We start from the raw sequence: 26854 nt of genomic DNA, 5'->3' as shown, positions 1-26854 counted from the left end.
TCATGCAGGCGGGGAAGCTCAATAAACGAATCACGCTTCAGAAGCCTGTTAAAACGCAAAGCCCGGTTACCGGCGCGGTGGTTAATGGGTGGGCTGACCTGGCCGAGCTGTGGGCTAACGTTACCGATTTGTCTGCGCGAGATTTTGTGGCCGCGCAGGCGGGACAGAGCGAGGTAACCACAAGGATCACTATCCGCTGGCGTGATGATGTCACGGATAAGCACCGCATTCTTTACCGTGGCCGCGTTTACGATATTCAGGGCGTGCTGGAAGACGATAAAAGCGGCCGGGAATATCTGACGCTGCCATGCTCGCGAGGGGTTAAAGATGGCTGACGGCATTGATTTCAGCATCATCGGTGTTGAAGCGTTGTTGGGGAAACTGTCCTCCGTCAGTGACGATCTGCGCCGTCGCGGCGGGCGTGCTGCTCTCAGGCGCGCCGGTAACGTAATCGTCGAAAAAGCAAAAGAGAACGCCAAACGTATCGATGATCCGCATACCGGACGCAGCATAGCTGATAACGTGGCTATGCGCTGGAACGGACGCCTCTTCAAGACTACCGGCAACCTGGGTTTTCGGATCGGCGTGCTGCATGGTGCGGTCCTTAAGAAGCATCCCGATCTTGGTGAGAATGCGCCCACGCCACACTGGCGACTGATTGAGTTCGGTACCGAGAACGTGCGGGCGCAGCCGTTTGTGCGCCCGGCGGCCGAAAGCAGCGTCGGTGAGGTGGTGAGCGTCTTTGCCACAGAATACGAAAAGGCTATTGACCGCGCTATCAAGCGCGCGGCGAAAAAAGGAGTGCCTCCATGATTGCGCCGATCTTTAGCGTCTGCGCCGCCAGCCCGCCAGTGGTGACGCTGCTGGGCGGCGACACGTTGCGCCTTTACCCGTTCGGCCAGCAGGATGACAACGTGGTTTATCCCTACGTGGTGTGGCAGAACGTGACCGGCTCTCCGGAGAACTACCTGGCCCAGCGTCCTGACGCAGACTCCTTCACCCTGCAGGTTGATGCGTATGCCGACACCGTGGACGAGGTGATCGCTGTTGCCGCCGCGCTACGCGACGCTATCGAGCCACACGCGTATATCACGCGCTGGGGTGGGCAGGAAAAAGACCCCGAAACCAGACGCTACCGCTATTCGTTCGACGTCGACTGGATAGTGAAGCGATAACTCTCTCACCGGCCCTGAGCCGGTTTTTTTATGACCGGAGATAACCCATGTCTGTATTAACTCAAGGCACGCAGCTCTATGTGCTCGCCAATGGCGCAGTGAGTGAAGTGGAATGTATTACAGCGTTTTCACCTGGCAGTAACCCTGCTGACCAGATTGAGGATACCTGCCTCTCTGAAAAGAACGATCGTACTTACAAGCGCGGGCTTCGTACCCCGGGCGCAGCATCCCTCACGCTGAATGCTGATCCTAAAAATGCCAGCCATATCATGCTCTATAATCTGTCGATTTCCGATGATGAAGCCGATCAGGATCTGACCTTTGCAATCGGCTGGTCCGATGGTGAAGCCGCGCCGACAGCAGCTACCAACGGAGCTGCCGGGGCGGTAGACGGACTGGCGTTACCGGATAGCCGCACGTGGTTTGTTTTTAAAGGCTACGTAAGCGACTTCCCGTTTGATTTTGCAGCCAATACGGTTGTTTCCACTTCCGCCTCTATCCAGCGTTCCGGCTCTGCCGTCTGGGTACCAAAAGCGAGCGCCTAAAGCATGAAACTGACATTGGATTCACTGAAGCTGGCCGGAGCATTCACCGGCCGCCCGGTAGAGAAGGAAATCACCTGGAAGCAGGGCGAGCAGGAGCTCACGGCAACCGTCTTTATACGACCTATGGGCTACCATTCGGCAATGACCGACGTTATGGCGGCAAATGGCCGGGTGGATGGCGTGGCCGGGCGTATTGCGGCCTCCATCTGCGACGAAGCCGGGCATCCGGTGTTTTCCCCGGCGGACATTACCGGCGAAGCTGATCCGGAACGCGGCGCGCTGGATGGCCAGCTGACTATCGCTCTGCTGCTGGCTATCCAGGAGGTTAACGATCTGGGAAAGAGTACCAGCTCAGCGCCGAAGACGAGTTCTGGTGCGAGCTCGTCCTCAATGGCATCGGCGGAAGAACCATAGCCGAAGCGCGGGAAGCGATCAGTTTCAAAGAGTCGCAGCTCTGGGCGAAATACCGGGAACGATACGGCAGCCTGAACCCGATGATGCGAACGGAGTGGGGTGCTGCGCTTATCTCCTCCGTTCTGGCGAACGTCAATAAAGGCAAGGATGCCCCGGCATTCCGTATCAGTGATTTTGCTCCGCACATCCCCGAAGCGCCTGTCTCTCTGGAAGATGCCATGAATGCCTGGAATTGATGAAATAGGTTGAAGTTTTGTCATTACTCAATTCCCTGTTACTCTTTCAAAATCTGTGAAAGGAGGGGTGATGGCACTTATTAAATGTAAGGAATGTGGTGAGGCAGTATCAAGCAAGGCTGATGTTTGCCCTAAGTGCGGGGCACCTTTTAAGTTAAGGGTAAAAGGTCCTTCAGGATGCATGATGATATTGTTGGTTATGATTGGGGTTGTTTTTACTTTCTATTTCATAGCGAAAATGAGCTGAATTAATAATTAATATTAATTTCTATCGCTGTGAATTAACAATTTAATCATGCGATTGCAAATCAACCCGCTCCGGCGGGTTTTTCATTTTAGGGCTTTATATGGCTGGAAAATCACTTGGCACACTAACTATTGATTTAATAGCAAAGGTTGGCGGATTTGTAGCAGGTATGGATAAAGCCGAGAGGTCCTCAGCCAAGTGGAGACGGCAGATTGAAAATGATGCTAAGGCGGCGGGTTCAGCTATCCTGTCAGTTGGCACGGTTGCCGCTGGCGCAGCTGTGGCGACAGCATCTGCTGGAATTGTACTCTTAAAGACAATGTCCACTCAGGTAATTGAGACCGATCGCTGGGCTAAGTCCTTGAAGCTTTCCACTCAGGAATTATTGGCTTGGCAATTTGCTGCGGAAAAGGCCGGGGTTTCAGGTGAACAGATGGCCGATATCTTCAAGGACATTGGAGATAAGATTGGTGACGCTGTTTTAAATAAGTCAGGGGAGGCTGTTGATGCGCTTAATGCTCTTGGCTTATCTGCTTTAAAGCTCTCAAAAATAACGCCAGATAAACAATTATTAGCAATAGGTGAGGCACTAAGCAAGATCGGGACTAATGCTGAAAGAACAACAATATTAGAAAGCATCGGCAATGACCTCTCTAAATTACTTCCCCTATTCGATAACAATAACCAAAAACTTCAGCAGTTTATTCAATTAGCAAAAGATTATGGCGTAGCACCTTCGCCAGAATCAATTGATGATCTTGTTAAAGTGAACACCCTTTTTCAAGATATGGAGGCGCAAGCTAACGGCCTGAAAATGGAAATTGCTGCCGGACTGGCAAAGGTAGATTTATCACCGCTTCAGAACGGCTTGGATGACCTAAAGAAAACGTTCACGGACCCAAAAGTTTTGCAGGGTTTAGCTGAAATGGTCGGCGGGATTGCGTCTTTAGTTGGATGGATGGGGAAAGCGGCATCAGAGCTTGGGCGGCTGGTGGAGAATTTCCAAGGGGGCCAACGCGTTGCTGCTAATGCTTCTCGCAGTGAGATTGAGAGAAGAATTAAAAACCTTGAATCAGACCTTAACGATCAGGGTTTTCTTGCTGGCGTAAACCGAGTAGGAATGGACACTGATGCCAAGCAGAAAGAGTTAAAAGAATTACGAGATCGTCTGGCTGATGTTAAAAATTTCCAGACTTCTCTGCCGACCAGTCCAGCAACCCTTAGCGCTCCAGTAAGTAGTGGTTATGCACTTGGGAAAGGCGAAACTAATGGAAAACAAACTGCGGATGCTGGTGCTAAAAAGCTAGAAAACGCCTTCAAAGCTACAGAGCAAAGCTACCTTCGCCAGATAGCCCTGATCGACACAACTGGCAAAAAAACAGCTGAGGTTACAGAGCAGCAGAAGCTGCAATTTGATATCGCCGACGGCAAGCTGGAGGGCCTTAACTCGACGCAGCGCCAGCGCCTCGAGCAACTGGCCACAGAGGTTGATCGGCTTAATGCCGTTAAAAAGGCTAACGAAGATAATCTCAAGGTCGCTGAATTTGTGGCGAACCTGCAGCGCGAGAACGCCAACAACGCCGCCAGCCTCAATGCCGATATCTTTGGTGCTGGCATGGGTGACAAGACGCGAGATCGTATGCGCGAACGCCTGGCCGTCGAACGGGAATTCATCGAAAAGCGTGAAGATCTCCAGTTGCAGTACCAGTCAGGTGATATCACCGAAAGCGTTTATCAACGCGAATCGGAAGCTATTAATGATGCGCTGGCTACGCGACTCGGCAACTACGAATCCTACTACCAGCAGATAGACCAACTCGACGCCGACTGGGTAACCGGTGCGCGCGACGGCTTGGTTAACTGGGTTGATGACGCCACGAACTACTCCTCTCAGGCTGCCAGCGCAATGCAGAGCGCGATGTCCGGCATTACCAGCAATATTGTCGATATGCTCAACGATAACGAGGCTTCTTGGAAGGACTGGAGCGTCAGCGTGTTGAAGTCGATCCAGACCGTGCTGGTTAATATGGCAATCGCCAATGCTGTCAGCAGTATCGGCTCGTTTTTCAGCTTTGGCGCTGTAGCGGGCGGCAGCACGCCTTCAGGTTCATATGCCAACGCGGCGGCGGGGGTGAAGCTAAATGCTAAAGGCGGAGTGTACGAATCCGCGGATCTGAGCAAGTTCAGCAATTCCATCGTCAATAGCCCGACCATGTTCGCGTTCGCTAAAGGCGCTGGTCTGATGGGGGAGGCCGGGCCGGAGGCGATCATGCCGCTGACGCGTGCCGCCGACGGCTCGCTGGGGGTCCGTGCTCTTGACACTGGCGGGGGGAATGGTGGAGGCATGAATATCCATATCCATGCTCCCGTCAGCGTCGTGCAGGATGGTTCTGCAGGTGAAATCAGTAATGCCAATACCGCCAGCACAGCACGTCAGCTTGAAGGTATTGTCCAGAAAACCCTTACCGATCGCCTGAAGAAAGAAATATCGCCAGGCGGCATTCTCTATCGCCGCTAAGGAGCAATATGGCAATCGACACTTTTACCTGGTGCGTCCGCATAGGGCCTACTGGTGCAAATACTGTGGCCACGCTTCAGGCGCAGTTTGGCGACGGCTATAAGCAGGTGGCTGGCAATGGGATCAACACCGATGCCGAAACCTGGAATCTGGAATGCAATGGCGATGTGGCGACGATGAAGAAAGTGCGCGATTTCCTTCTGAGCCATGTCATCAAATCGTTCTGGTGGGTAAACCCGTGGGGAGAGCAGAAGCTATATCGGGTTAAAGCTGATTCTGTCAGCCCGACTTTTCCCCACGGTGGCTTTGTAGAGATATCTTTTATTTTTGAGCAGGCATTTTCACCATAGTTGGTGAAAATGCATTTGTTGGTGAAGTTTGTGTGAGTGATAATCACCAAAAATAATATTATTGACACCAAATCTGGTGTCATCTATATTTATTTTGTCCAAAGGAACACGGACCTAACTAAGAAGTTAAAGATTTCCATCCAGCATGATGAGGTTTTTATGTTTAAAGAGAGACTTAAAGCAACTAACGTAGCGTTATTAATCGTTATTAATGCCCGCTTATACGCAGAAGAAAAAGGCAAAGCCATTACGCGTTACCGATTGACCAGACGCAGTTTTAAGCTCCTGGCACAGCGCTCAGCACTACATGCCACCTTCGTCGCAAGCGTTAACGAGGAGCTTCAGGAGCTAGGTTGGCAGTTGATTGAAGATCCAGACGGTAACTTTGCTTTTTTTGATACTGGAATTATCGATAACTGGGCACGGTTAAGTATTAAGCGTGTTAAAGAACTCAGAAAAGAAGATGAGGATGACTTAGTTCGCAATCTTCTGAGCTATCAAACAGAAGAAGACGAAGAGCAATTAGACGACTAACCGACCTTTTTCAGAAAGCCCGCTTACATAGCGGGCTTTTTTTATGGGTGAAATATGAGCTTTACGAACGACGTACAGAAACTGGAGCCGGGTGAACTGATACAGCTCATCGAGATCGACGGCACCGAATTTGGCATGGATACCATTTTGCGCTTCCATGCCCACAATATTGCTACTGCAGGCTGGGCTGCATTCGCAGCTGACAACCTGCCTGCCATTATCTGGCAGGGTCAGCAGTACGACCCTTACCCTTACGAGCTGAAAGGCCTGGAGTTGTCCAGCACCGGGGCACAGCCCACACCCACGCTTTCCGTGTCGAACGTCGGCAACTATGTGACTGCACTTTGCCTGGAGTACGACGACCTGGCGAGGGCGAAGGTGAAGATCCACACCACGCTGGCGAAATATCTCGACGCGGCCAACTGGACAGCCGGCAACCCGAACGCCAGCCCGGCGGACGAGCGCGTGCAGCTTTTTTACGTCAACGCCAAAACCGCTGAAACGCGGGTGCAGGTCGACTTTGAACTGTGCTCACCCTTTGACATCCAGAATCTGCAGTTGCCCACCCGGCAGATCACGCCAGTCTGCACATGGTGCACGCGCGGCTGGTACCGCACCGGCACAGGGTGCGACTACAACGGAAACCGCTATTTTCTCAAGGACGGCACCCCCACGGATAACCCGGCGCTGGATATGTGCGGCGGCCAGATACAGGACTGCGAAGCGCGGTTCGGGACGGGTAACCCCATGCCGTTTGGCGGCTTCCCGGCGGCAAACCTTCAGGGTAAATAACCATGCGAAAAAAACTGATGGATGCGATCCGCGCTCATGTTGCCGCGGAATATCCGAACGAGGCCTGCGGCGTGGTGGTGCAGGCCGGACGGGCGCAGCAGTACATTCCGTGCCGGAATATTTCAGCAACGCCCACTGAGGCCTTCACGATCTCGCCGGAGGATAAGCTGGCAGCATCGGCGCAGGGCGAAATCATTATGGTTATCCACTCGCATCCTGATGTGGTGCAGCTTGTGCCGTCCGAAATGGACAGGGTGCAGTGCGACTGGTCCGGGGTGGAATGGGGCATCATGAGCTGGCCGGACGGTGATTTTTGCACGCTGGCACCCCGTGAGGACCGGGACTACGCCGGGCGGCGCTGGGTGCTGGGCTTTGCTGACTGCTGGTCGCTGATCCGTGAGTGGTTTCAGCGTGAGCACGGCATTACCCTGGGTGATTACTCGGTACCGTACGAGTGGTGGGAGCAGGGCGAAAATCGCTACGACGATAACTGGGAGGCAGAAGGCTTTATCCAGGTAGACCCCGCTGATATGAGTCCCGGCGATATGATCATGATGCGCATACAGGCGCAGGTAACCAACCACGCGGCCGTTTATCTCGGTCACCACGAGCACCAGGACAATATCATGCTGCACCATAATTTCGGCAGCCTGTCCGCCCGGGTGCCGTACGGCAAATATTACCGAGACCGCACCGTTCGTGTGGTCCGGCACAGGGAGCTGATGAATGCTGAAAACACTGATTCTTGAAGGCCGCATGGCGAAAAAGTTCGGGCGCGAACACCAGTTTCACGTTGAGGATCTGCGCGAGATGCTGCGCGCCATGTGCAGCCAGGTTCCCGGCTTTAAACGCTACCTGTCAGAAGGGCATATGCAGGGGATCCGCTTTGCCTTCTTCAATGGCAAAAACAACATCGGCCTCGACGAGTTCGACATGACCCGCGGCGGTGCGGTGTACCGGATTTCAGCCATTACTGAAGGTTCAAAGCGCGGCGGTGTGCTGCAGATCGTTATCGGAGCGGTGGCGCTCGTGGCCGCGTATTTTACCGCGGGGGCTTCGCTGACGGCGATAGGTCTGAGCACGGCTGCCGCAACTGCGACAACAACGGCCCTGACTGGACTCGGCCTGTCGATGATGCTGGGCGGCGTGGTGCAGCTGCTGACCCCGCAGCCAAAATATAACGTTGGCGCGTCGTCCAGCACAGACAACAAACCCAATTACGCCTTTGGCGCGCCGGTGAACACCGTGGCTGTGGGTTATCCGGTACCTGTGTTCTTTGGTGAGCGCGAGATCGGCGGGGCCGTCATCAGCGCAGGGATCTTCTCCAGCGACCAGCAGTGAAATTTATTCTCAGCTACAGGCCACCTGCGCGTGGCTTTTTTTATGGGTGAACTATGCGACTTCCCGAAGATGAAACCCTTATTCAGGGACGTAAAGGCGGTGGCGCTAAACAGCACACTCCTGTTGAGGATCCGGATGACCTGCTGTCGACAGCAAAATTAAAAATGCTGCTGGCGATCGCTGAAGGTGAAATCCAGGGCGAGCTGACAGCACAGAACATCTTCCTTAACGACACCCCGCTGGCGAACGCCGACGGCAGCTACAACTTCACCGGCGTGAAGTGGGATTTTCGCCCGGGCACTCAGGATCAGGACTACATTCAGGGATTGCCTGAGGTCGACAACGAAATGTCGGCCAACGTGACAGTGAGCACCACCGTACCGTGGACACGCCAGTTCTCTGACCTGATGCTGGATGCCGTGCGGATTAAGCTGAGCCTGCCCGTACAGTACACCTATAAAGACAACGGCGACATGGTCGGCACGGTCACGGAGTACGCCGTTGATCTCTCGACTGATGGTGCGGCCTGGCAGACGGTGGTTAACGGCAAATTCGACGGAAAGACAACCACGGAATACCAGCGCGACATCCGCATAGACCTGCCAGCGGCCACTACCGGCTGGGCGGTGCGGGTGCGTCGCATCACGCCTGATTCCGTGGGTAACTCAAAACTGATAAACGCCTTCAGGGTGTTCTCGTTTGCTGAGGTGATCGACAGCAAGTTACGCTATCCAAATACCGCGCTGCTGTATATCGAGGTCGATGCCAGCCAGTTTACCAGTGGGGCGCCAAAGGTGACCTGCAGGCCGAAGGGCAAACTGGTACGTGTCCCGGACTCCTACGACCCGGTTACGCGCACCTACAGCGGCACCTGGTCCGGTGGCTTCAAAATGGCCTACACCAACAACCCGGCCTGGGTATTCTACGATCTGGTGCTGGATGAGATTTACGGCATGGGCACCCGCATCGATGCTGCCATGATCGATAAGTGGGAGCTGTATGCGATTGCGCAGTACTGCGATCAGAAGGTGTCGAACGGGGCGGGTGGTACCGAGCCGCGCTTCACCTGCAACGTCTACATCCAGAGCCAGCAGGACGCCTACACCGTTCTCAGCGATCTGGCGGCGATATTCCGGGGGATCACCTTCTGGGGCAACGACCAGATTTACGTGCGCGCGGATGTGCCGCAGGATGAAGTGGATTTTACCTACCACGCATCAAACGTGATTGACGGGTTGTTTACCTACGGCGGCGGCAGCTACAAAAACCGCTACTCGTCTGCCCTGGTGTCCTGGTCTGATCCGCAGAACCATTACAGCGATACTGTTGAGAGTGTCTACGATTCCGACCTGGTGAAGCGGTACAAGGTCAACCAGATGTCGATGACGGCGATTGGCTGCACATCCCAGAGTGAAGCGCACCGCCGGGGCCGCTGGGCGCTGCTGTCTAATGCGCGCGACGGAACGGTGTCATTTGGCGTGGGGCTGGACGGTTATATTCCCTTGCCTGCAGAAATTATCGGTATCGCGGATCCGTTCCGTGCCGGTAAGCAGAACGGCGGGCGTATCCGGGCGGTGAGCGGGCGAAATGTCACGCTTGATCGTCCTGCTGACTACGCCGCCGGCGACCGCCTGGTGGTCAACCTGCCAGACGGCAAGGCGCAGACGCGGACAATCGAGTCCGTAAGCGCAGATAAACAGACAGTGACGGTCACCACCCCCTTCAGGCTGCCGCCTGAGTCCGGTGCAGTGTGGGCCATCGACAGCGATAACCTGGCTATCCAGTATTTTCGCGTGACATCCATCCGGGCGAACGACGACAGCAACGGTGGTTTCACGATCACCGCGGTTCAGCATGACCCGAATAAATACCGCTATATCGATGACGGTGTACGCATTACGCCGGCACCGGTCACCGTCACGCCGGTAAGTGTTCTGCCGGCACCGAAAAACATTACCCTCACTGAAACCGACCACATTGAGCAGGGACTTACCGTTGCCACCATGAATGTGTCCTGGGACAGGGTGGATGGTGCTATCCGGTACCAGGCGCAGTGGCGCAAGGATAATGGCGACTGGATAAACGTGCCGGTGAGCAGCGCCCAGGGATTTACGGTGCAGGGGATTTACACCGGAAGTTATGACGTGCGGGTGCGTGCGCTTAACGCCCAGGATTCAGGCTCTCCGTGGGGTTATGCTGACACTACCTACCTTACGGGCAAAAACGGCAGGCCGGGAACGCCGCAGGCACTGGCCGCCACGGATGATGTTGTCTGGGCTATCGACATCACCTGGGCTTTCCCGGATGGCTCTGGTGATACGGCATACACCGAAATTCAGCGCGCAACCACCGAAGACAAGGCTAACCCGCAGTTACTGGCGCTGGTGCCGTATCCGGCCACGCATTACCAGCATGGCCCGATGCGGGCGGGCGTCAGCCAGTGGTACCGCGCGCGCCTGGTGGATCGTATCGGCAACACCGGAGACTGGACGGAGTGGGCGGCAGGCCAGTCCAGCTCTAACGCCGGTGATTATCTCGACATGATCGGCGACACGCTTGAACAGACCGAGGGCTATAAAAACCTCGTGTCGGACATTGCGGATCTGGGTGAAGATATCCAGTCGGCGCGCGACGACATCACCGCAGTCACGACAGAGTCGGCGGCGACTAAAGCGGGCCTGGCGCAGGAGGTCACGGACCGTAAGAAAGCCATCACCGACGAGGCCGCCGCGCGCGGGCAGGCGCTGCTGACCGAGAAGAACCAGCGCGTTGCGGATATCAGCAACGTCAACCAGACGATTCAGACTACCTCTGACTCGTTGGCGCAGCAGATCGCCCAGGTGTCAGCCGGCACCGGCTCGCAGTTTGATCCACTCAAAATCTGGCATTTCGATTCGACAGTGGAGGGCTGGACCGGGAACGGGACCCCGACCTTTGTTGACGGCTGGATACGCCCGGCGAACCATGCTACCGATCCCTGGGTGGCGTCTCCCGGCTCACTGGGTGTTAACTCGTCGTCCTATCGCTTCGTTAAAATGCGCATCAGGAAGTTCGGGGCGCCGGGCTGGGCGGGGCAGCTGCGGTGGCGTGGTACCGGTGGCTTCAACGACACCAACATGCTCACTGTCGGCGAGCCTGCATACGACGCCAACGGGATCGCCACGCTGGAGTTCGACAATATTCCCTGGCTGACAGAAGCTACGATGAATCAGTTCAGGCTGGACCTGTCCACCAAACAGGACGCCACAAACTATTACCTGATTGACTGGGTAGCAGTCGGACGGCCAACGCCTGGGGCCGGGATGGCGGCGCTGCAGCAGGAAACGGCGGCGCGCGTATCAGGTGACCAGGCGGAAGCTACGGCGCGCGAGACGCTGGCGACTCAGATCCGGGGCGGCTATACCGGTGACGATCCGTCAAAACTGGCATCGGGCTTGCTGTACACCGAACGCCAGGCGCGCATCACCGCGCAGGAAGCGGAGGTGACAGCCCGGACAGCGCTGGAAGCGACCGTTAACGCCAACAAAGCCAGCGTGACGCAGGAGCTGTCAACGCTGACGACTGAGCAGGAGGCGCAGGCCACTACGCTCTCGGGCCTGCAGACTACTGTTGGTAAAAACTCCGGCGATATTACGCGCATCGATAAAGCCGTCGCTGATAACAACAAGGCGCAGACCACCGCGCTGGCTGCGGTGAAGGCCACGACCGACCAGAACACGGCGGACATCAGCACGGAAACCACGGCCCGCACGGATGGTGACAGCGCGCTGGGTCGTCGCATCGATACGTTGAAAGTTGATGTGGATGGCAATACCGCAAGCCGTGACGCCGGTATCATCGGTAACATCACCAACGCGCTTGCCAACTTCACAGCTTTCTCTGATCAGCGTGTTACATTTGCTGTAGCCGACACGAAAGCGATGGCCGAGATCAGCGACGTCCGGAAGACCTCTGCGGATGCCACAAGCGCCGTGGCGGAGCAGGTCACTACGCTTAAGGCCACGGTAGAGCAAAACGGCCAGACCAACGCTGCAGCCATCACGCGCATTGATAAAGCCGTTACGGATCTGGAGAGCGCCACGGCAACCAGCATTCAGCAGGTGACGGCCGCAATTGGCGATACCAACTCCGCAGTCCAGACGACCAGCGAAGCTGTTGCTGATATCAACGGCAAGCTCTCCGCGCAGTGGGGCGTTAAAGTTCAGGTGGAGGCGAACGGCATTAAGCGCATCGCGGGTATCCAACTGGGGATTGATGCCACCGGCTCCTCTAACTTCCTCGTCAGCGCCGACACGTTTGCGGTTTACAACCCGACGACTACCGGGCAGGAACTGGTGTTTGCGGCAACCGGCGGCCAGATGTTTTTGCGGTCGGTGTTCATCCAGGATGGTTCTATGGATAACGCCAAGATCGGCAATTACATCCAGTCCAGTACGTGGGACGGGACGGGAAATGTTGGCTGGCACATCAATAAATCCGGGTACGCAGTGTTCAACAACGTAACCGTTCGCGGAACTGTCTATGCCACCAACGGGAGTTTTAAAGGAAGCATTGAGGCGACCAGCGGGAGTTTCAGGGGCACGGTCGAGGCGACATCTTTCATTGGGGATGTGGCAAACGTGGGTATAGCTGCAGATGCCTACGTATCAGGCGCAGCCGCAGCCTCTAGTTCGATTACCTTTACAGATTCCTCCTCCTCATCGCTGGATAAATCGGCCCTGCTCGAGGCAATGGTGTATGTGTCCTCTACCTCTGGTACTACGACCATCACCATCACACTCAACATCAACGGTAATGTCCGTGACATGGGGGCTATCAGCGTGCCGGCCGGGACAGGAGGGTTATGGATAACAGTGCGTCACGCTGTACGGAATCTTACTGCCAACGTGATTACAGGGACCATTACGGTTACTGGCACCGGCACGGCAAGTAAGCGCATTGCCGCTCCAACACTGATCATAACCCGGGGCACCGGTTCCTTCTCCTGATCCTCATAACCTCAGACCATCACACCCGGCTCCGGCCGGGTTTTTCATTTTAAGGACATCACGAATGGCTACGATTGATGACAATTTAGCAAAAACCGTCACGGAAGCATTTCGCCAGGCTCAAATTGATATCTCCAATCAGGACAAATTGCTGGTAGGCCCCGGCGACGTGACGCTTACACGGGCAGACGGAACTACGTTTACTGGTCCGTCATGGCCGAAGATGGCAGGGATCACCTCTTCTGCGATGCAATGGCGCGGCGGGATTCCTGCCAGCACCAATCTGAACACCATGGGGCCAAACTCAACCTATGTCGGCGCTTGGGGCCAGTCAAGCGTCAGCGCCACCGCTGCCGATCTTGCGAATGGATATCCAGCAGCAGAGCGCGGCGTGCTGGAGATATTCGCGGGCGGGCGCAGCAACGGCACCCAGCGATACACTACTGATGCAGGTCGGTTATTTATCCGCTGGCTTACCGGGTCATGGAATGGGTCAGGCCCTTGGTCTGATTGGTCTGAGGTTGGCGGGCTAAGCTCAAATACGGTGCTGCCTGCTGCTGTTGGACTTTCTGATGCTGCTTACTTTTCTCAGAATCAGACGTATGTATTATCCGGTTCACGGACAGATTTGCCTGCTGGTATAAACGGTAACGCTGTAATTATGTCGATTCGCCGCCAAGGTGGAACAATCGCAGGGCTTAACCAACTGCTATTTACCACTATTGGCACATATGAGCGACATGGAGCGCCTAATGCAGCTACCGGATGGACTTCTGTCAGTTGGTACGCTGGCGGAGATGCCAATGGCTGGCGTCTAATGGGTGCCGATGCGATGGCGGCGATCGGTATTGGCTTGGTCGCTCAGGCTCCAGTGTCAGCTTTCGACTGGCAACAGGCAGATTTTGTATCAGGATCGCAAATAGTCATCAACTTCTCCTCATCAATCAATCCACCTGCAGGTATCATATATTCCGATGGTACAGGTGTAACGATTGAAGTTATTCGGACTGCTAACGGCCAGGCAACATTGCGGTTGACGGCACATACTGGTGCTGGAACTAACCGTCGCGAATATTTGGTGTTTGTGAACGGAGCTAAAGGTACGCGAGGGTTCATTGTAAACCAGTGCTTTAACAGCGATTCATCCACCGTAATACCCATCACCAACGGCGGCACCGGGGCCAGCACTCCGGCTCAGGCTCGATCTAACATCGGCATCACGCTACAGACCAGCCTCAACGATCAGACTTCTGGGCGCGTTACTTCGGTGGGGTCGTTCGGGCTTGGCTCGACCGCGTTAACCACAATAAACCAGGAGTCTCGTCTTGGATCAGGCTTCTACATCTCAAAAATGAAGCTAGGCGGCGTTGACGATAACGCATCGGTAATCCTCGCGCCTTTCGATGCCAATACCGTTTATCAGGTCATCCTGCCGACTGTACTCCGTGAGCCAAAGATGTACCTCCGGATACTGAACACAGATAGCACCGTGAACGGCAAGCTGTGCGAGGTGTATACCACTGCCAACACAACGAAAGCGGCAGATGGAACGCTCAAAGGGGCTTCCCCAATCATCCAGATCTTTCATGATGGATCGCATTTGACAAACTCTGAATCCGAAGGGTGTGTTGTAACGCGCCTGGGTGTTGGTGAGTATCTGGTAAGCGGATGCATGGGCCTGAACGCCGATGCCGAGTGGGGCGGTATTGATGGCGGCTTTGACATCCCGAAAGATCGCAACAGACAGCCTCTGGTTTGGCTCGACTATGAAGTGAACGCAGATGGTTCTGTACTGGTGAAAACCTATCATCGCACTCACCCGGGGGCCCCGGCATTCGCCCGCAACGAACGCGAAGGATTTGCCGAAGGGGACCCAATAGATATACCTGCCGATCAGTTCGTTTCTGTCCGTGTTGAGATGCCTGCTGACAGCATCTATAACAAAAAGATGGAAGAGGCGGCGCTCATTCAGGCCGAGCGCGACGAGGCCAAAAGGCTGGAAGAAGAGGAGGCGGAGCGCGCGAAATCCGAGCAGGACAGGCTGGAAGCTGAAGCAATAGTGGAGCAGGAAAGGCTAAGAGCAGAAGCGGAGGCTGCAACCAATTCTGACGAACAACCGGATTTTCAGCAGCAATGATCAATAGGTACAGCCGCCTTGCCCTGACCTCTCCTGAAAACTACTGTATATAAACACAGTAAAAATAATAAGGAGGGGTTATGCCACGCAGAATCGATATTGAAGGGGCTTTTCGCGAAGCCATCAAACGGGAACCAAACGGCCGCCAGACGGTTTCGACGCAGGACTTTGTTGCGCAGCTGGTGGCGGTTAACTGGGAGTGGACGCTTAAAGAGGCGAACGACTGGATCGAGAGCCACGTTTCCACCTTTAAAGATATCTCAACCAGTGAGGGCCAGGCGCGCACCTTTATGCTCTATAACCCGAACGGAGGTCTGTAATGGGCTTTCCATCTCCAGCGGCTGATTACACCTCCCAGCGGATGACACCGGAACTGATCTGTGGCGTAGGCATCGATACGCGCATTCTTGAAACATCATCCGGGTTCGCACTGATCGAGCCAGTTACTCGTTTAGTGCAGGGGCAGACTCTGCTGATCCTCATTGGCGGTCGAACGCAGTTTGCGAAACTCAGGGGAAGGGCATTAATCACGGATGATGGCGAAGCGATTGAGGGGGAGGCCGCAGAGGAAGTGGAAGTTCTGGGGCGCGTGACGTTCTTCATCAACAGTACAGACGCTGATGACATTCCGGTGTAAGAAGTGGTGTGTTTTGGGGGCGAAATTGGGGGCAAAAATCATTTAGGGGCGTATTTTGGGGCGAGGAATTGACCAACATTGCCCGATATTGTCCATTACTGTTCTTTTGCAACTAACTGATTTTACGATAATTAAATGAATTTTCTGAAATTATAAAATCAGTTTCGTAGTTTAACGCTGATTATGTTGCACCGCGGATTAAGCAGCAAATCGTCTGTGGTGAAGGCATCGGCACCAGAATACTCGAAACGGTATCCGACTTTATTGTATTGTAGTGGTCAACAGGTTGGTGCAGGACCGGTTGCTTCCGATCCTTAGTGGTTGTGATGGGCCAATTTATATGTGGATTATTTGCACAAACGGTTGCCAAACGTGTAAAATGAGGGAAATGTCGGGGGGAGTAACTATGAAAAACCACTACTTCATTCCAGGTTTTGAACCTGATGAAATCCACGATATGGCGAAATCCGCGCTGAAACAGATTCATGAAAGAAAAGTTAATCTCGTTACGCATGGCAGTGACGAACCAAATCTTACTGTGATGGACGTGCCAATTGTGAATCTGAATGAACAATATGAATTTGAAGTGCATTACAGCTCAAATAATACTGATCCAAGCTGCGGGTATGGAGCTGGCGTAAGCGCAGGTTATAGAGCATTTCACCAGAATCATTATGTAACACATGTCCATAAAGGTTATGAGATTGATATAACGATTCATGACTTTGATCGACAGTTGGATTCTGCTGATCATGGCAAAAATGTTGTTGCTTATACAACCTCTAGCTCTAAGAAAGTAGCACAATAACAATTTTCATTAAACGCCCCGATTGGGGCGTTTTTTTATGGATTGATTATGACAGGACAGGATAAGAAATATGTATTCAGGGAGCTGGTTCAGAACAGAACAGATGTCCCCCAATTGATAGCATATGCAATTTATAAATCCCATAAAGACGAACGGGCGGTGTTCTTTCATGATGAGTTTGGAGAAGCATTGGTTCCTGCGAAGTTGCAAGAATGGCACGACAGTGTTGTGAACGATCCTCGGTGGCTCGATAACTACAGAAACAGAGCCGATCTCATTATCAAGGAGATAGAGATGCAGGCAGTTAGTAACGCTATGCCTGAAATCGAATTGAACCATCAAGGGGCAATTACTGCTCTCGAAAATGTTCATAAAATTGAAGTTGAGGCATTGACGCAACGCGTGCTGTCTGCGGAAAGCAAAGCGCGTGAAGAATGGGCAGAAAAAACAGAGGCTTGGGCTGTTAACCAAACCAAACCAGCGTGGTGGGTAAGTAATTTATTAGCTCTGTTAAAACTAATTGGTGGCTCAGTAATGGGCGTTTTAGGTGGTGCAATTGCAACAGCTTGTGTTGTAGGTTTATTAGCAATAATGAACCCAAGTTTAAGTGCCTCTGCTAATTCTATAGCAAAGGGATTGGTTGATAAGTTATTACCAACGGATGATCCATCTGGATTAGGTATTGAGAGTTTTACTAACGGACAACCAGCCTTAAACGAGAAAAAGCCCTGAAGGGCTTTTTTTTCATTCGAAAATAAAAAACCTGAACCATCAATTGGTAATGTCCAGACATTTAACCAATTTATAACTCCAGCATACATACTGCGCGAAAAAAAACGGCCGTATCCTATGATCTTTATCCCCTAGCGCTTGATACAGTACGGACTTAACAAGGTTTGTTTAAGTTACTTATCATACTAATAACTTAAGAGGATCTTGATCTATTATATGCAAAATAGAGTTATCAAAACTCTATGCCACTAATGCAAAAACAAGAAGTTATAAAGCATACCAAGAAGGCATAGAAATTGATTTTTTATTATAAATCCATTATAAAACAATTGGTTACAATTGGTTCATGGAACTACTGCTGCGTCATATGGAATGGTTCGAAGCCGCAGACCTGATCGTTAAAGGTATGGAAGGCGCGATCAACAACAAGACCGTGACCTATGACTTCGAACGTCTGATGGAAGGCGCTAAACTGCTGAAATGCTCAGAGTTTGGTGACGCGATCATCGAAAACATGTAATCCGGATTTCGGTTGTATGCGAACGGGAGCCTGATGGCTCCCGTTTTTTATGGGCGTTTGATGAGCGGATCTGAAGAGACCCCGGGCTAAATCCCGGTTATTTTAATTTGAAACCGCGCTGCATGACCGTTTCGCGTAAATTGATTCGCCCGCCGAGATAATCCAGGCTGGTCGCGGAATCAACGACGGAGCCGGCCCAGGTTTTGTCGCGCATATTCTGGCGACGACGAAATGCCTGATATGCATTTTCATAGCCTTCAAGGTACGAGCGATAGCGATCCTGTTGGTAGTGATTGTAATGGAGTACCATTGGCTGAGCCGGTCGCGGGCGAATGCTGCTGGTTCTGGCTCTATCGGGCCACCCGGTTGCCATGCCAAACGTGACAAAGCTGTACTCAGGCAGGTTGATGATATTTGCCACCTCTTTGGCAATATTACGCATCACCCCGAGATAGACTATTCCTAAGCCTATGGATTCCGCTGCAACGGCAGCGTTCTGGGCGGCAAGCGCGGCATCAATCGATGCCATCAGGAAAGAGTCGAGGTAGTCGAGCACAACAGGCTCTTTACCGGCATCTTTTGTTATTCCTGCACCTCGCGACAGATCTGCTACCCAGAGGAGCAGGGCGGGTGCTTCCTCAATCCACGGGATACGGTCCACGGGCACTGAACGTGCTACGGTATCTGAAATACGCTGTTTAAGCGCCGGGTCCGTAACGGCTACCAGGCTCCACTGATTCAGGGCAGAGGAGTTTGAGGCTGATTGCGCCGCAGCGACCATGGTCTCAATTGCCCCATCCGGGAGAGGTTCAGGCAAAAATGTCCTGACAGATTTATGGCCCAGCAGGGCTTCGACCTGCGGCGTCCAGATAATGTTGTCTGGTTTGGGTTGCTCAACACCGTATCGGGCTTCCAGCAACGCCTGTTGTTTTGCAGTAACGTCAGTCATGGTTTTACTCTCCTTCGGCAAATTTCATGACCGCAGGATAGCTGGAGTTGCCACACGGATAAGCCCCCGATTTACGACTTCAGTTTCCATATGTGTGCACAATCAGATGGCATACTTTAAAATAGAGACATGGATCATCTGTTAGCTATACGTATATTCCAGCGCATCGTAGAGACGCGCTCTTTCACAAAGGCCGCAGCACACCTGGATTTGCCGCGCTCCACTGTCAGTAAGAATCTCAAATTATTAGAGGAACATATAGGCACTAAGCTGATACAGCGCACGACACGTACTGTCACCTTAACGACTGAGGGTGCCGAGTATTACAGAAGGATCAGTAAGCTCGTCACTAAACTCGATGAAACCGAAGGCGCCATTCGGGATATGGGCGCCGCCGCGAAAGGAAGGCTGCGCATTGATCTTCACTCCTCGCTGGCGAATTTTGTCCTGATGCCGGTACTCGAAGAGTTTCGTGAACGCTATCCCCATATACAGCTGGCGCTTGGGGTGGGCGATCGCCCGGTTAATCTCATAGAGGAAGGTGTAGACTGCGCCATTCGCGCAGGTGAGCTGACGGATTCTTCTCTGATTGCGCGAACGCTGTATAAAGATCGCTTAATCACCTGTGCAAGCCCCGGCTACCTGAAACAGTATGGCGTTCCCAAAAAACTGACTGACCTTGAAAATGGACATAAAATCGTCGGCTATTTCAGTGCTGCAACCGGTGAGGCCTGGCCTCTGCGTTTCATGAGCAGGGGAGGCGAAAAACAGTTGGCAGCATTTGATATCGCCGCGAATGATAGTGCCGCGCTGATAAGTATGCTTGTCCACGGCATGGGCATAGGGCAAACACATGCTTCCGTAAGCCGTCGCTTTATAGCATCGGGTGAACTTGTTCCTGTTCTTGAAGACCTGACGCACAGACAATTTCCTGTCTCTATTATTTTCCCGCCAACAAAGCCGTTAAATGGCCGATTGAGAATATTCATCGACTGGATGATTGAGAGATTTTCTGGAAATAGTGCTTGGTAGGAAGCCGATGGGTGCCCGTTTTTTATGGTTACGCAGGAGGAATAATGCTTGATGAGACAGCGCTTCGCCGCATTGCCGCAGGTGAACTCTTGGCGGCAACACCAGCAGAGCTTGCCGCCGAACTTCTGACTATCCGTCAGGAGAACGCCCGCCTGAAGCAGCTTCTCGCAACCGAAGTGAAGCTCCCTTATGTCAGCGCCAGCCCGGTGTGCGATATCGAGGCCGGATACGCGGCAGGCGTCACCGACTGTAAAGAGGCGATACGTCGGGCAGGTTTTTTAATCGAAGGGGATGATTAAAAGATGAAACCCGACGGATGCCGGGCCTGCTCACATTAAAACCAGTTAAATTTGTCCGAAAGTATAAGCAACAAGGAACTGGCACAAACAAGGTTAATACAAATCACGAATCTGCTGGAAACATTCATGTTATCAATACCATTATGGCTGTACTGGGATTGTGCTAATAAGCGTAATCGCAAATCCCAGAACGTCAAATCGCAGGATAACAGGCAAAAAAAAGCCCACGAAACGTGGGCAAGTAATACTGGAAGCAATGTGAGCAATGTCGTACTGAATACCTGAGTGATTTGCTCAACTATTCAGTATTGAGAAAGATAATGTTTCTCATTAACGATTACAACCCCATCTTTTGTGTGGGACGCCGTTTGTGGACTTAATCTTAAAATCTTCACGTGATGGCTATCACAAACTTGCATTTCTGAATCCTGTGCTAAGCTTTCTGTGTACTTGATTTGACGACAAAAACCATACAGAGAGGAAAGCAGTTATGGGAATCATATCCTGGATTATCTTTGGGCTTATTGCAGGTATTCTGGCGAAGTGGATCATGCCGGGCAAAGATGGCGGTGGGTTCATCGTTACGGTCATTCTGGGCATCATCGGTGCCGTAGTGGGTGGCTGGATCAGTACCCTGTTCGGATTCGGCAGAGTCGATGGCTTTAACTTCGGCAGCTTTATGGTTGCAGTAATTGGTGCGCTGGTGGTGCTGTTTATTTACCGTAAGGTAAGAAGCTAACCCGACACACTTCAGAAAAAAGACCGCCAATAGGCGGTCTTTTTTCGCGATTCACCACCAGCCTAACTGGCTTCCGGCCACGGCCACAATGGCGACAATCAGCATAATAATCGTCGTTTTTCTCATTTATCCCCCAGGCGCAGCGTAGCCGCCGATAAAAAACCACGTTAAAAACACCACCGCCGTGATAAAAATCACGATCGGGAACAGAATACCAAGCCGCATGCTATCACCTGTCCTGAAATACAAAACCCGTCGAGTGTACGGGGTTAATCGATATTGAGAAAGGGCGTTTTCCGTTTCCCTTTTTTATCGCTGTACATGGCGGCGTCGGCTACCCGCAGTGCGCTATCTGCATCCAGTCTGGCAGGATCCACCTCAATCACCCCCAGGCTGGCGCCCGGGTAGACCAGATGCACATCCCCCAGCCAGTACTCCCCGGCGATCTGTGCGCTCAGCTGTCTCTTCAGCACCGTCAGCGACGTCTGCTCGCCGCTTTCGCTATCATGACTCAGGCAGGCCACCAGGAACTCGTCGCCACCCAGCCTGCCGACGATATCATCCTCGTCGCGTCCTTCATTCAACCGTTTACCCACTTCCACCAGGAACCGATCGCCAGCCTCATGGCCAAAGCGATCGTTAATAAGTTTGAAATTATCCAGATCGATATAGGCGATAATGGCGTTGCGGTTCAGATGACGCGCCAGCGAGAAGAGGGTGGTGAGATTTTCAAAAATCGCGCGACGGTTAGGCAGCCCGGTCAGGGCATCGGTATAGGACCAGGTAATCAGGGCGGCGTTAGCTTCACGCAACTGCCGGACAAGCGACTCTTTCTCAATGTACTGGGCGATGAGCCCGGCGAAGAGCTTTAAGACCTGCTCGCCGCGTTCGCTCAACGGTTGTTTATGGGTGCTGGTGGCGCAGAGGGTGCCATAGAGCGAACCATCCGTCAGATGAACCGGTATGCTCACGTAGGTGGTGATACCCAGCGCTTTTGCCGCGTCGCAGTCTGCAAAGCGTTCGGGGACGTTATCGCTATAGAAGCAGTCGGAATCGATCGCCCGTTTGCACAGCGTGTCGCCCCAGGGAACGCTGAGCCCTTCCGGGATTTGCATCTGTTTGCTGTTTCTGGCGTAGAGAATATGCTGCAGACGGGCGTTGATATCAATTTTGGTAAGGTAGGTGGACTCCATGTCCGTCACTATCTCAAGCATTTCGAGCAGCTGACGCACCAGGCCCTCAAGTGATTGCTCAGTGCTGAGCGTTTCTGAAACACGGGCAAGAATAATATCCGACATGACGCTGCTCAACTCCCCTTACAGATGATCTCTGTACCTGTCTGATTTGCTCAAAGATTGACGGCGGATAGTAAAACATGAATTAACAACATTTCATATATTCAGGCGAGGAAGGGCACATTCTGGCAGGAAAAAGCCCCGGCGCAGGGCCGGGGAAAATAACAGCTTGATTACGGAATGATGTTCTCTGGTCTTTGCGAGAACGATGGCACTATAGCGAGGAAAGATGTTGGCAGAATGAAGAAATCATGGAGAAAGATTAACCGCCTCCCCTGGTGACAGGGCAGACCGGCTGGGATAAACTTTGCTAAGATAATTCTTAAACTCTCAGTATCCAGCACGAGGAAGTATGTTCCAGTTAAATCCGGGCAGCCTGGCGATGGTTATCGGCGCCCGCACGCCAGCAGGTCGTCGCAATATTGGTAAATCTGTGGAGCTGTTTAGCCTCTGTCAGCCGGGGCAGCGTTTTTTAAACCCGGTCAACGGCGTGGTGACCGAGCTGCCGCGAGGGGCAGAACGTCCCCTGTGGCTGGTGACCGGTGATGTCTGGTCGGTGGATAACCAGCACGGTTTTGCCTTTGTTCGCCCGGAACACCTGATGCCGCTCACTCCTGAAGAGGCGCCTGAAACTCTCGACGCGCTGATGCTGGACTGAATTACAGCTTACGCAGCCAGTCGGCTAACACCAGCGCGTGATTTTGCTCCCGGTCTTTCGCGCCGTAGAGCAGCGTCACGGGCTGGTTGTCGGCCAGACGGGCAATGCGCCGCCCCTCATCTTCCTGCAAGGCCAGCTCCTGACGATAATGTTTGCTGAAGCTGGCGAAATCGATGGTCTCACTGTGAAAGTCCTTGCGCAGTCCATTGGAAGGCGCCAGCGTTTTACACCACTCATCGCACGCTAACGCCTCCTTTTTCATGCCCCGCGGCCAGAGTCTATCCACCAGGATACGGTAGCCATCGTCCTGGCTTGCCTCGTCATACAGTCGTTTGCACTGAATCATTCTCTTGCTCCTTAATCCGGGTGACGCGGTGCTGGCGGTCACGATCGTAACGGTATCACAGGTTGGCTTTCCGCTTTTGCCCACTTATTTTAAAGTGTTGTGATATCAACGAAAGATCGGTAGTCTGACGCGCCTTATGTTATCTGATATTTATCTGGCATAAGGATCACTGTATGGAACTCTCTGCCCTAAAAGATACCCTCCGAATTGCGCTGGTCGGCGACTACAATCATGACGTGCCGGCTCACCAGGCGATTCCTCTCGCCATTGATGATGCCGCCGCGGTGCTGGACATTACCGCCGACTACGACTGGCTGGCCACCACCGAATTAACCAGCCCGGAAGACCTGGTCGGCTACGACGCGATCTGGCTGGTTCCTGCAAGTCCCTATAAAAATGCTGACGCTGCGTTCATTGCGGCGCGGTATGCCCGGGAGAACAGCGTGCCGTTTCTGGGCACCTGCGGCGGATTCCAGCATGCGCTCATTGAATATGCGCGTAACGTTCTTGGCTGGCAGGATGCCGCCCACGCAGAAACCGATACCGCAGGGCGAATGGTCATTGCCCCCCTGACCTGCTCGCTGGTGGAGGTCGCCGATACCATTGAACTACGCGCTAATACCCTGATTGCTAAAGCCTATGGTCAGGAGGAGATCGAGGAAGAATATCGCTGCAATTATGGCGTTTCGCCTGAATTTGCGCAGGAGCTGGAGAAGGGCGATATGCGCGTCACCGGCTGGGACGCGCAGGGGGAGATCCGTGCCGTAGAGCTGGTCACCCATCCATTCTTTGTGGCGACGCTGTTCCAGCACGAGCGCGCTGCCCTTGCAGGGCGTCCTGCGCCGCTGGTGCAGGCGCTGCTTCGCGCGGCACAGAGTTACTGAATAAAGGGCTTAGCCGGGTGTGATCTCCCGGTCACGCCCGGCAAGGATCCCGCACACGGCCATGATGACTGACACCAGCGCACAGGCCAGCAGCGGGATCCGCCAGTCGCCGTTGGCATCATGGATTTTACCCATCAGCGGCGGGCCACAGGCGGCAAGCAGATAGCCGACCGATTGCGCCATCCCGGAAAGGGCTGCCGCCTGATGGGCCGAACTGGCGCGCAGGCCAATAAACGTCAGGCCGAGGATCATCGTCGCACCGGAGCCAAAGCCAAAAATCAGCGTCCACATCACCGCCATCGCCGGCATAAACCACAGCCCGGCAGCACTTACCGCACACATCATCGCCGCCAGTCCGGCGATACCGCGCTGATCTTTCAGGCGAAGCAGGATCAGCGGCACGACAATTCCCGGTGCCGCGGTCGCCAGCTGTAACAGCCCGTGCAGGGAACCCGCCTCGGTTTCGCTGTATCCGTGACTCTGCAGGATCGCCGGAAGCCAGCCAATAATCACATAGTAAATCAGCGAGTTAATCCCCAGAAACAGCGTCACCTGCCAGGCCAGTGCGGAACGCCAGATGCCCCGGCTGTGCAGGGCGCGGGCGCCGCTCAGGGTGCCGGCAGGGCGCTGACGCCATTGCGGCAGCCACAGCAGCAGGGCCAGCAGAGGAAATACCATCAGCATTAACAGTGCGCCGTGCCAGCCCGCGCCGCTCAGGGCAACCGGCACCACCAGCGCCGAGCCCAGCGCGGCGGCAGCTCCCATGGTCAGGGAGTACGCCCCGGTAAGTTTCGCCACCTGGCCGGGGAAATCGCGTTTGATCAGCCCCGGCAGCAGGACGTTGCCCAGCGCAATACCGCAGCCAATGATGGCGGTGCCGCCAAACAGCAATGCCGAAGAGGGAAGCGAACGCAGGGCAATCCCGGCGATGATCAGCAGCAGGGCGATAAAGAGGCTGCGCTCCATCCCGATGCGCCGGGCGAGGCCGGCCGCCAGCGGCGAAATCAGCGCAAAGGCCAGCAGGGGAAGGGTGGTAAGCAGTCCGGTCTGGGCGGTGGTCAGGGCATAATCTGTACGAATAGCATCCAGCAGCGGCGCTGCACCGGTAAAGGTCACCCGCAGTGAGGTGGCAATCATCAGGATCCCGGCAATCAACAGCGCTCGCTGTTTGCCGGTAGCAGAAAGGGCAAGGGTCATGGGAATCTCTTACGTCGAAATGAGGCTACAGGATACGCATTTTCACCGTGGTTGAAATCAAGCTAAAATGACAGATTATCGCTAATATCGGACAAAATGATGCCTGGACTCGGCCTTGCGGGATACGATCCCGACAGCCAGCACGATCCTGCGGTGGCGTTTCATGTACGCGTGGTGGAAGACGAGCAGCGCATTCCGTTCCACCAGCACCGCAAAGGCCAGCTGATTCTCGCCCTGCACGGAGCCATTACCTGCGAGGTGGAAAATGCCATGTGGATGGTGCCCCCGCAGTTCGCCGTCTGGATCCCCGGCCTGCTGCCGCACAGCAATAAGGCCACGCCCAGCGCCCGCCTCTGCTTTTTGTTTATTGAACCCGGCGCGGTATCGATGCCGGACCGCTGCTGCACCCTGAAAATCTCACCTCTGGTGCGGGAGTTGATCCTGACCCTGGCGGAGCGCAGCCCCGCTGAGCAGGAGCCTGCCACCCGGCGGCTGGTGCAGGTGCTGTTTGATGAGCTGCCCCGACAGCCACAGGAGCAGTTGCAGCTTCCGGTATCCACGCATCCCAAAATCCGCCTGATGAGTGACACCATGGCCGAATCGCCTGCCGCCTGGCAGACGCTGCACCAGTGGGCGCGCCATTTTGCGATGAGTGAGCGCAATCTCGCCCGGCTGGTGGTCAGCGAAACCGGGCTCAGCTTTCGCCGCTGGCGGCATCAGCTCCAGCTGATTGTCGCCCTGCAGGGGCTCATTAGCGGGCAGTCGGTGCAGCAGGTGGCGCAAAACCTGGGTTATGACTCCACCACGGCGTTTATCACGATGTTCAAAAAGGGGCTGGGCCAGACCCCGGCCCGGTATGTCGCCAGCCTCGCTACGACTTCCCGATAAACAACGACACCAGCCCGGCGGCGATCAGCGGGCCGACCGGGACGCCGCGGAAGAGCGCCACGCCCAGCACCGTACCCACCAGCAGACCCGCGACCAGCGTGGGCTGGGAGCTCATCAGCGTAACGCCGCGACCGCCAAGCCAGGAGACAAATACCCCCACGGCAATGGCGATCAACGATTTCCAGTTCATAAAGGCATGGATAAGCGTGGAAGCCGGTAATGTGCCGCTGGCGATGGGGGCCATCACCCCGATGGTCAGGATGATGATCCCCACGGTCAGCCCCTGTTTTTCAATCCACGGGAAAAAACCGCTAAGCGGCGTCACGCGAACGATGATCAGAACCAGAATTGATATTGCGACCGTGGTGTTATGGCTGATAAAGCCCAGCGCGGCCAGGCCCAGAAGAATGAGCAGGGTAGGGTCAAACATAGGGTATTCCTTGCCAAAATAGAAAAGTAAGCCTGCTTACTTTACGTGCTCGCGTGCCGGTAAAAAGGGTTTTGTGCAAAAAAGAGTGTGATTTGGGCGATTGCCTGAAGCGGAGAGACGGTGCGGGTTAACGCCACGGACAGGCGGTTCAGCCGGGAAAAAA

32 protein-coding genes and 2 pseudogenes are annotated in these 26854 nt (G+C 54.0%); 26 read left to right on the top strand and 8 right to left on the bottom strand.

Translation table 11 applies throughout. The features are described 5' to 3' along the window. Window positions 1-2 precede the first annotated feature (2 nt). The 20 genes and pseudogenes from B3X29_RS08495 to B3X29_RS08400 all read left to right on the top strand — a co-directional run. Complete coding sequence (locus B3X29_RS08495) at window positions 3-335, top strand: phage head closure protein (RefSeq protein WP_290522126.1); 333 nt, start codon at window positions 3-5, stop codon at window positions 333-335. Next, a complete protein-coding gene (locus tag B3X29_RS08490) occupies window positions 328-813 on the top strand; it encodes an HK97-gp10 family putative phage morphogenesis protein (RefSeq protein WP_290522124.1) in 486 nt (161 codons plus the stop codon). Before B3X29_RS08495 ends, B3X29_RS08490 begins: the two co-directional genes overlap by 8 nt. Continuing rightward, the gene (gp17, locus tag B3X29_RS08485) at window positions 810-1175 is read left to right on the top strand and encodes a tail completion protein gp17 (protein ID WP_290522123.1); all 366 of its coding nucleotides are present in this window, start codon (window positions 810-812) and stop codon (window positions 1173-1175) included. Before B3X29_RS08490 ends, gp17 begins: the two co-directional genes overlap by 4 nt. A gap of 47 nt (window positions 1176-1222) precedes the next feature. Then, window positions 1223-1720, top strand: a complete 498-nt coding sequence (locus tag B3X29_RS08480) for a phage tail tube protein (protein WP_290522121.1) — start codon at window positions 1223-1225, stop codon at window positions 1718-1720. A gap of 3 nt (window positions 1721-1723) precedes the next feature. Continuing rightward, a complete protein-coding gene (locus tag B3X29_RS08475; protein WP_290522119.1) occupies window positions 1724-2134 on the top strand; it encodes a phage tail assembly chaperone family protein, TAC in 411 nt (136 codons plus the stop codon). Window positions 2135-2214: 80 nt separating this feature from the next. Next, window positions 2215-2370 carry a phage tail assembly protein T gene (locus B3X29_RS08470; RefSeq protein ID WP_290522117.1) on the top strand — a complete coding sequence of 52 codons (156 nt, stop codon included), beginning with the start codon at window positions 2215-2217 and terminating at the stop codon, window positions 2368-2370. A 347-nt stretch (window positions 2371-2717) separates the two neighbouring features. Further along, window positions 2718-5135: a phage tail tape measure protein gene (locus tag B3X29_RS08465; RefSeq protein ID WP_290522115.1), complete on the top strand. Its 2418-nt coding sequence runs from the start codon at window positions 2718-2720 to the stop codon at window positions 5133-5135. Between the two features lie 8 nt (window positions 5136-5143). Further along, a complete protein-coding gene (locus B3X29_RS08460; protein WP_290522114.1) occupies window positions 5144-5485 on the top strand; it encodes a phage tail protein in 342 nt (113 codons plus the stop codon). 36 nt (window positions 5486-5521) lie between these two features. Then, a complete protein-coding gene (locus tag B3X29_RS08455) occupies window positions 5522-6019 on the top strand; it encodes a hypothetical protein (RefSeq protein WP_290522113.1) in 498 nt (165 codons plus the stop codon). A gap of 54 nt (window positions 6020-6073) precedes the next feature. After that, the gene (locus tag B3X29_RS08450) at window positions 6074-6811 is read left to right on the top strand and encodes a phage minor tail protein L (protein WP_290522111.1); all 738 of its coding nucleotides are present in this window, start codon (window positions 6074-6076) and stop codon (window positions 6809-6811) included. A gap of 2 nt (window positions 6812-6813) precedes the next feature. Then, complete coding sequence (locus B3X29_RS08445) at window positions 6814-7560, top strand: C40 family peptidase (RefSeq protein WP_290522109.1); 747 nt, start codon at window positions 6814-6816, stop codon at window positions 7558-7560. Continuing rightward, window positions 7538-8152 carry a tail assembly protein gene (locus B3X29_RS08440; protein ID WP_290522107.1) on the top strand — a complete coding sequence of 205 codons (615 nt, stop codon included), beginning with the start codon at window positions 7538-7540 and terminating at the stop codon, window positions 8150-8152. The genes B3X29_RS08445 and B3X29_RS08440 overlap by 23 nt, the downstream gene beginning before the upstream one ends. A 53-nt stretch (window positions 8153-8205) precedes the next feature. After that, window positions 8206-10669, top strand: a pseudogene (locus B3X29_RS08435) (host specificity protein J); the annotation flags it as partial. A gap of 23 nt (window positions 10670-10692) precedes the next feature. Continuing rightward, window positions 10693-13140, top strand: a complete 2448-nt coding sequence (locus B3X29_RS22540) for a phage tail tip fiber protein (RefSeq protein WP_409454958.1) — start codon at window positions 10693-10695, stop codon at window positions 13138-13140. 64 nt (window positions 13141-13204) lie between these two features. Beyond that, window positions 13205-15277: a pyocin knob domain-containing protein gene (locus tag B3X29_RS08425; RefSeq protein WP_290522106.1), complete on the top strand. Its 2073-nt coding sequence runs from the start codon at window positions 13205-13207 to the stop codon at window positions 15275-15277. 80 nt (window positions 15278-15357) lie between these two features. After that, window positions 15358-15597 carry a DNA polymerase V gene (locus B3X29_RS08420; protein WP_230431227.1) on the top strand — a complete coding sequence of 80 codons (240 nt, stop codon included), beginning with the start codon at window positions 15358-15360 and terminating at the stop codon, window positions 15595-15597. Then, window positions 15597-15914, top strand: coding sequence for a hypothetical protein (locus tag B3X29_RS08415; protein ID WP_220316849.1), 318 nt, complete (start codon window positions 15597-15599; stop codon window positions 15912-15914). The genes B3X29_RS08420 and B3X29_RS08415 overlap by 1 nt, the downstream gene beginning before the upstream one ends. 406 nt (window positions 15915-16320) lie before the next feature. Further along, a complete protein-coding gene (locus B3X29_RS08410) occupies window positions 16321-16722 on the top strand; it encodes a hypothetical protein (protein WP_290522101.1) in 402 nt (133 codons plus the stop codon). A gap of 48 nt (window positions 16723-16770) precedes the next feature. Next, entirely contained in the window at window positions 16771-17454 is a 684-nt protein-coding gene (locus tag B3X29_RS08405) for a hypothetical protein (protein WP_290522099.1), read from the top strand. Between the two features lie 349 nt (window positions 17455-17803). Further along, window positions 17804-17974, top strand: a pseudogene (locus tag B3X29_RS08400) (isocitrate/isopropylmalate family dehydrogenase); the annotation flags it as partial. A 97-nt stretch (window positions 17975-18071) separates the two neighbouring features. Here B3X29_RS08400 and B3X29_RS08395 read toward each other — a convergent pair. Continuing rightward, window positions 18072-18923, bottom strand: coding sequence for a nitroreductase family protein (locus B3X29_RS08395; protein WP_159339099.1), 852 nt, complete (start codon window positions 18921-18923; stop codon window positions 18072-18074). A gap of 129 nt (window positions 18924-19052) precedes the next feature. Between B3X29_RS08395 and B3X29_RS08390 the strand changes: the two genes are divergently transcribed. Beyond that, window positions 19053-19955: a LysR family transcriptional regulator gene (locus tag B3X29_RS08390; protein WP_159339098.1), complete on the top strand. Its 903-nt coding sequence runs from the start codon at window positions 19053-19055 to the stop codon at window positions 19953-19955. Window positions 19956-19999: 44 nt separating this feature from the next. Beyond that, the gene (locus B3X29_RS08385) at window positions 20000-20254 is read left to right on the top strand and encodes a hypothetical protein (RefSeq protein ID WP_103179241.1); all 255 of its coding nucleotides are present in this window, start codon (window positions 20000-20002) and stop codon (window positions 20252-20254) included. A gap of 35 nt (window positions 20255-20289) precedes the next feature. Here the strand turns inward: B3X29_RS08385 and yncL are convergent, their stop codons facing one another. After that, entirely contained in the window at window positions 20290-20382 is a 93-nt protein-coding gene (gene yncL / locus B3X29_RS22580) for a stress response membrane protein YncL (RefSeq protein ID WP_071886459.1), read from the bottom strand. 362 nt (window positions 20383-20744) lie between these two features. On the opposite strand from yncL, the gene B3X29_RS08380 reads away from it, so the two are divergent. Then, window positions 20745-20993, top strand: coding sequence for a GlsB/YeaQ/YmgE family stress response membrane protein (locus B3X29_RS08380; RefSeq protein WP_032617669.1), 249 nt, complete (start codon window positions 20745-20747; stop codon window positions 20991-20993). 51 nt (window positions 20994-21044) lie between these two features. Here B3X29_RS08380 and yoaJ read toward each other — a convergent pair whose 3' ends face one another. The 3 genes from yoaJ to B3X29_RS08370 are packed head-to-tail and all read right to left on the bottom strand — an operon-like array spanning window position 21045 to window position 22291. Beyond that, window positions 21045-21119 carry a protein YoaJ gene (gene yoaJ, locus B3X29_RS22575; RefSeq protein WP_073885218.1) on the bottom strand — a complete coding sequence of 25 codons (75 nt, stop codon included), beginning with the start codon at window positions 21117-21119 and terminating at the stop codon, window positions 21045-21047. Then, window positions 21120-21218: a YoaK family small membrane protein gene (locus B3X29_RS08375; RefSeq protein ID WP_103179242.1), complete on the bottom strand. Its 99-nt coding sequence runs from the start codon at window positions 21216-21218 to the stop codon at window positions 21120-21122. It lies immediately after the preceding gene. 44 nt (window positions 21219-21262) lie between these two features. Then, window positions 21263-22291, bottom strand: coding sequence for a sensor domain-containing diguanylate cyclase (locus tag B3X29_RS08370; protein ID WP_103179243.1), 1029 nt, complete (start codon window positions 22289-22291; stop codon window positions 21263-21265). A 349-nt stretch (window positions 22292-22640) separates the two neighbouring features. Here B3X29_RS08370 and B3X29_RS08365 point away from each other — a divergent pair, with 349 nt between their 5' ends. Further along, window positions 22641-22946: a hypothetical protein gene (locus tag B3X29_RS08365; protein ID WP_103179244.1), complete on the top strand. Its 306-nt coding sequence runs from the start codon at window positions 22641-22643 to the stop codon at window positions 22944-22946. Between the two features lies 1 nt (window position 22947). On the opposite strand, the gene B3X29_RS08360 is transcribed toward B3X29_RS08365, so the two are convergent. Continuing rightward, the gene (locus B3X29_RS08360; RefSeq protein ID WP_159339097.1) at window positions 22948-23292 is read right to left on the bottom strand and encodes a DUF488 domain-containing protein; all 345 of its coding nucleotides are present in this window, start codon (window positions 23290-23292) and stop codon (window positions 22948-22950) included. A 173-nt stretch (window positions 23293-23465) separates the two neighbouring features. Here B3X29_RS08360 and B3X29_RS08355 point away from each other — a divergent pair, with 173 nt between their 5' ends. Continuing rightward, a complete protein-coding gene (locus tag B3X29_RS08355; protein WP_103179246.1) occupies window positions 23466-24176 on the top strand; it encodes a CTP synthase C-terminal region-related (seleno)protein in 711 nt (236 codons plus the stop codon). 9 nt (window positions 24177-24185) lie between these two features. Here the strand turns inward: B3X29_RS08355 and B3X29_RS08350 are convergent, their stop codons facing one another. Continuing rightward, a complete protein-coding gene (locus tag B3X29_RS08350) occupies window positions 24186-25373 on the bottom strand; it encodes a CynX/NimT family MFS transporter (protein ID WP_159339095.1) in 1188 nt (395 codons plus the stop codon). A 96-nt stretch (window positions 25374-25469) separates the two neighbouring features. Between B3X29_RS08350 and B3X29_RS08345 the strand changes: the two genes are divergently transcribed. Further along, window positions 25470-26261, top strand: coding sequence for an AraC family transcriptional regulator (locus B3X29_RS08345; protein ID WP_103179248.1), 792 nt, complete (start codon window positions 25470-25472; stop codon window positions 26259-26261). Here B3X29_RS08345 and B3X29_RS08340 read toward each other — a convergent pair. Further along, window positions 26245-26691 carry a DUF441 domain-containing protein gene (locus B3X29_RS08340; RefSeq protein WP_103179249.1) on the bottom strand — a complete coding sequence of 149 codons (447 nt, stop codon included), beginning with the start codon at window positions 26689-26691 and terminating at the stop codon, window positions 26245-26247. The two genes, B3X29_RS08345 and B3X29_RS08340, sit on opposite strands and share 17 nt — an antisense overlap. Window positions 26692-26854 lie beyond the last annotated feature (163 nt).

The sequence above is a fragment of the Leclercia sp. UBA5076 genome (genome assembly GCF_002416465.1).
In the GTDB taxonomy this organism is placed as follows: Bacteria; Pseudomonadota; Gammaproteobacteria; order Enterobacterales; family Enterobacteriaceae; genus Enterobacter.
Note: the sequence above shows the minus strand (reverse complement) of the source record. Positions and strands in the feature narration are given on the sequence as shown.

Excerpts from the sequence above, each read along its gene's own strand:
- B3X29_RS08495 (WP_290522126.1), top strand. The coding sequence starts at position 3 with ATGCAGGCGGGGAAGCTCAATAAACGAATCACGCTTCAGAAGCCTGTT.
- B3X29_RS08490 (WP_290522124.1), top strand. The coding sequence starts at position 328 with ATGGCTGACGGCATTGATTTCAGCATCATCGGTGTTGAAGCGTTGTTG.
- gp17 (WP_290522123.1), top strand. The coding sequence starts at position 810 with ATGATTGCGCCGATCTTTAGCGTCTGCGCCGCCAGCCCGCCAGTGGTG.
- B3X29_RS08480 (WP_290522121.1), top strand. The coding sequence starts at position 1,223 with ATGTCTGTATTAACTCAAGGCACGCAGCTCTATGTGCTCGCCAATGGC.
- B3X29_RS08475 (WP_290522119.1), top strand. The coding sequence starts at position 1,724 with ATGAAACTGACATTGGATTCACTGAAGCTGGCCGGAGCATTCACCGGC.
- B3X29_RS08470 (WP_290522117.1), top strand. The coding sequence starts at position 2,215 with ATGATGCGAACGGAGTGGGGTGCTGCGCTTATCTCCTCCGTTCTGGCG.
- B3X29_RS08465 (WP_290522115.1), top strand. The coding sequence starts at position 2,718 with ATGGCTGGAAAATCACTTGGCACACTAACTATTGATTTAATAGCAAAG.
- B3X29_RS08460 (WP_290522114.1), top strand. The coding sequence starts at position 5,144 with ATGGCAATCGACACTTTTACCTGGTGCGTCCGCATAGGGCCTACTGGT.
- B3X29_RS08450 (WP_290522111.1), top strand. The coding sequence starts at position 6,074 with ATGAGCTTTACGAACGACGTACAGAAACTGGAGCCGGGTGAACTGATA.
- B3X29_RS08445 (WP_290522109.1), top strand. The coding sequence starts at position 6,814 with ATGCGAAAAAAACTGATGGATGCGATCCGCGCTCATGTTGCCGCGGAA.
- B3X29_RS08440 (WP_290522107.1), top strand. The coding sequence starts at position 7,538 with ATGCTGAAAACACTGATTCTTGAAGGCCGCATGGCGAAAAAGTTCGGG.
- B3X29_RS22540 (WP_409454958.1), top strand. The coding sequence starts at position 10,693 with ATGATCGGCGACACGCTTGAACAGACCGAGGGCTATAAAAACCTCGTG.
- B3X29_RS08425 (WP_290522106.1), top strand. The coding sequence starts at position 13,205 with ATGGCTACGATTGATGACAATTTAGCAAAAACCGTCACGGAAGCATTT.
- B3X29_RS08420 (WP_230431227.1), top strand. The coding sequence starts at position 15,358 with ATGCCACGCAGAATCGATATTGAAGGGGCTTTTCGCGAAGCCATCAAA.
- B3X29_RS08415 (WP_220316849.1), top strand. The coding sequence starts at position 15,597 with ATGGGCTTTCCATCTCCAGCGGCTGATTACACCTCCCAGCGGATGACA.
- B3X29_RS08410 (WP_290522101.1), top strand. The coding sequence starts at position 16,321 with ATGAAAAACCACTACTTCATTCCAGGTTTTGAACCTGATGAAATCCAC.
- B3X29_RS08405 (WP_290522099.1), top strand. The coding sequence starts at position 16,771 with ATGACAGGACAGGATAAGAAATATGTATTCAGGGAGCTGGTTCAGAAC.
- B3X29_RS08395 (WP_159339099.1), bottom strand. The coding sequence starts at position 18,923 with ATGACTGACGTTACTGCAAAACAACAGGCGTTGCTGGAAGCCCGATAC.
- B3X29_RS08390 (WP_159339098.1), top strand. The coding sequence starts at position 19,053 with ATGGATCATCTGTTAGCTATACGTATATTCCAGCGCATCGTAGAGACG.
- B3X29_RS08385 (WP_103179241.1), top strand. The coding sequence starts at position 20,000 with ATGCTTGATGAGACAGCGCTTCGCCGCATTGCCGCAGGTGAACTCTTG.
- yncL (WP_071886459.1), bottom strand. The coding sequence starts at position 20,382 with ATGAATGTTTCCAGCAGATTCGTGATTTGTATTAACCTTGTTTGTGCC.
- B3X29_RS08380 (WP_032617669.1), top strand. The coding sequence starts at position 20,745 with ATGGGAATCATATCCTGGATTATCTTTGGGCTTATTGCAGGTATTCTG.
- B3X29_RS08375 (WP_103179242.1), bottom strand. The coding sequence starts at position 21,218 with ATGCGGCTTGGTATTCTGTTCCCGATCGTGATTTTTATCACGGCGGTG.
- B3X29_RS08370 (WP_103179243.1), bottom strand. The coding sequence starts at position 22,291 with ATGTCGGATATTATTCTTGCCCGTGTTTCAGAAACGCTCAGCACTGAG.
- B3X29_RS08365 (WP_103179244.1), top strand. The coding sequence starts at position 22,641 with ATGTTCCAGTTAAATCCGGGCAGCCTGGCGATGGTTATCGGCGCCCGC.
- B3X29_RS08360 (WP_159339097.1), bottom strand. The coding sequence starts at position 23,292 with ATGATTCAGTGCAAACGACTGTATGACGAGGCAAGCCAGGACGATGGC.
- B3X29_RS08355 (WP_103179246.1), top strand. The coding sequence starts at position 23,466 with ATGGAACTCTCTGCCCTAAAAGATACCCTCCGAATTGCGCTGGTCGGC.
- B3X29_RS08350 (WP_159339095.1), bottom strand. The coding sequence starts at position 25,373 with ATGACCCTTGCCCTTTCTGCTACCGGCAAACAGCGAGCGCTGTTGATT.
- B3X29_RS08345 (WP_103179248.1), top strand. The coding sequence starts at position 25,470 with ATGATGCCTGGACTCGGCCTTGCGGGATACGATCCCGACAGCCAGCAC.
- B3X29_RS08340 (WP_103179249.1), bottom strand. The coding sequence starts at position 26,691 with ATGTTTGACCCTACCCTGCTCATTCTTCTGGGCCTGGCCGCGCTGGGC.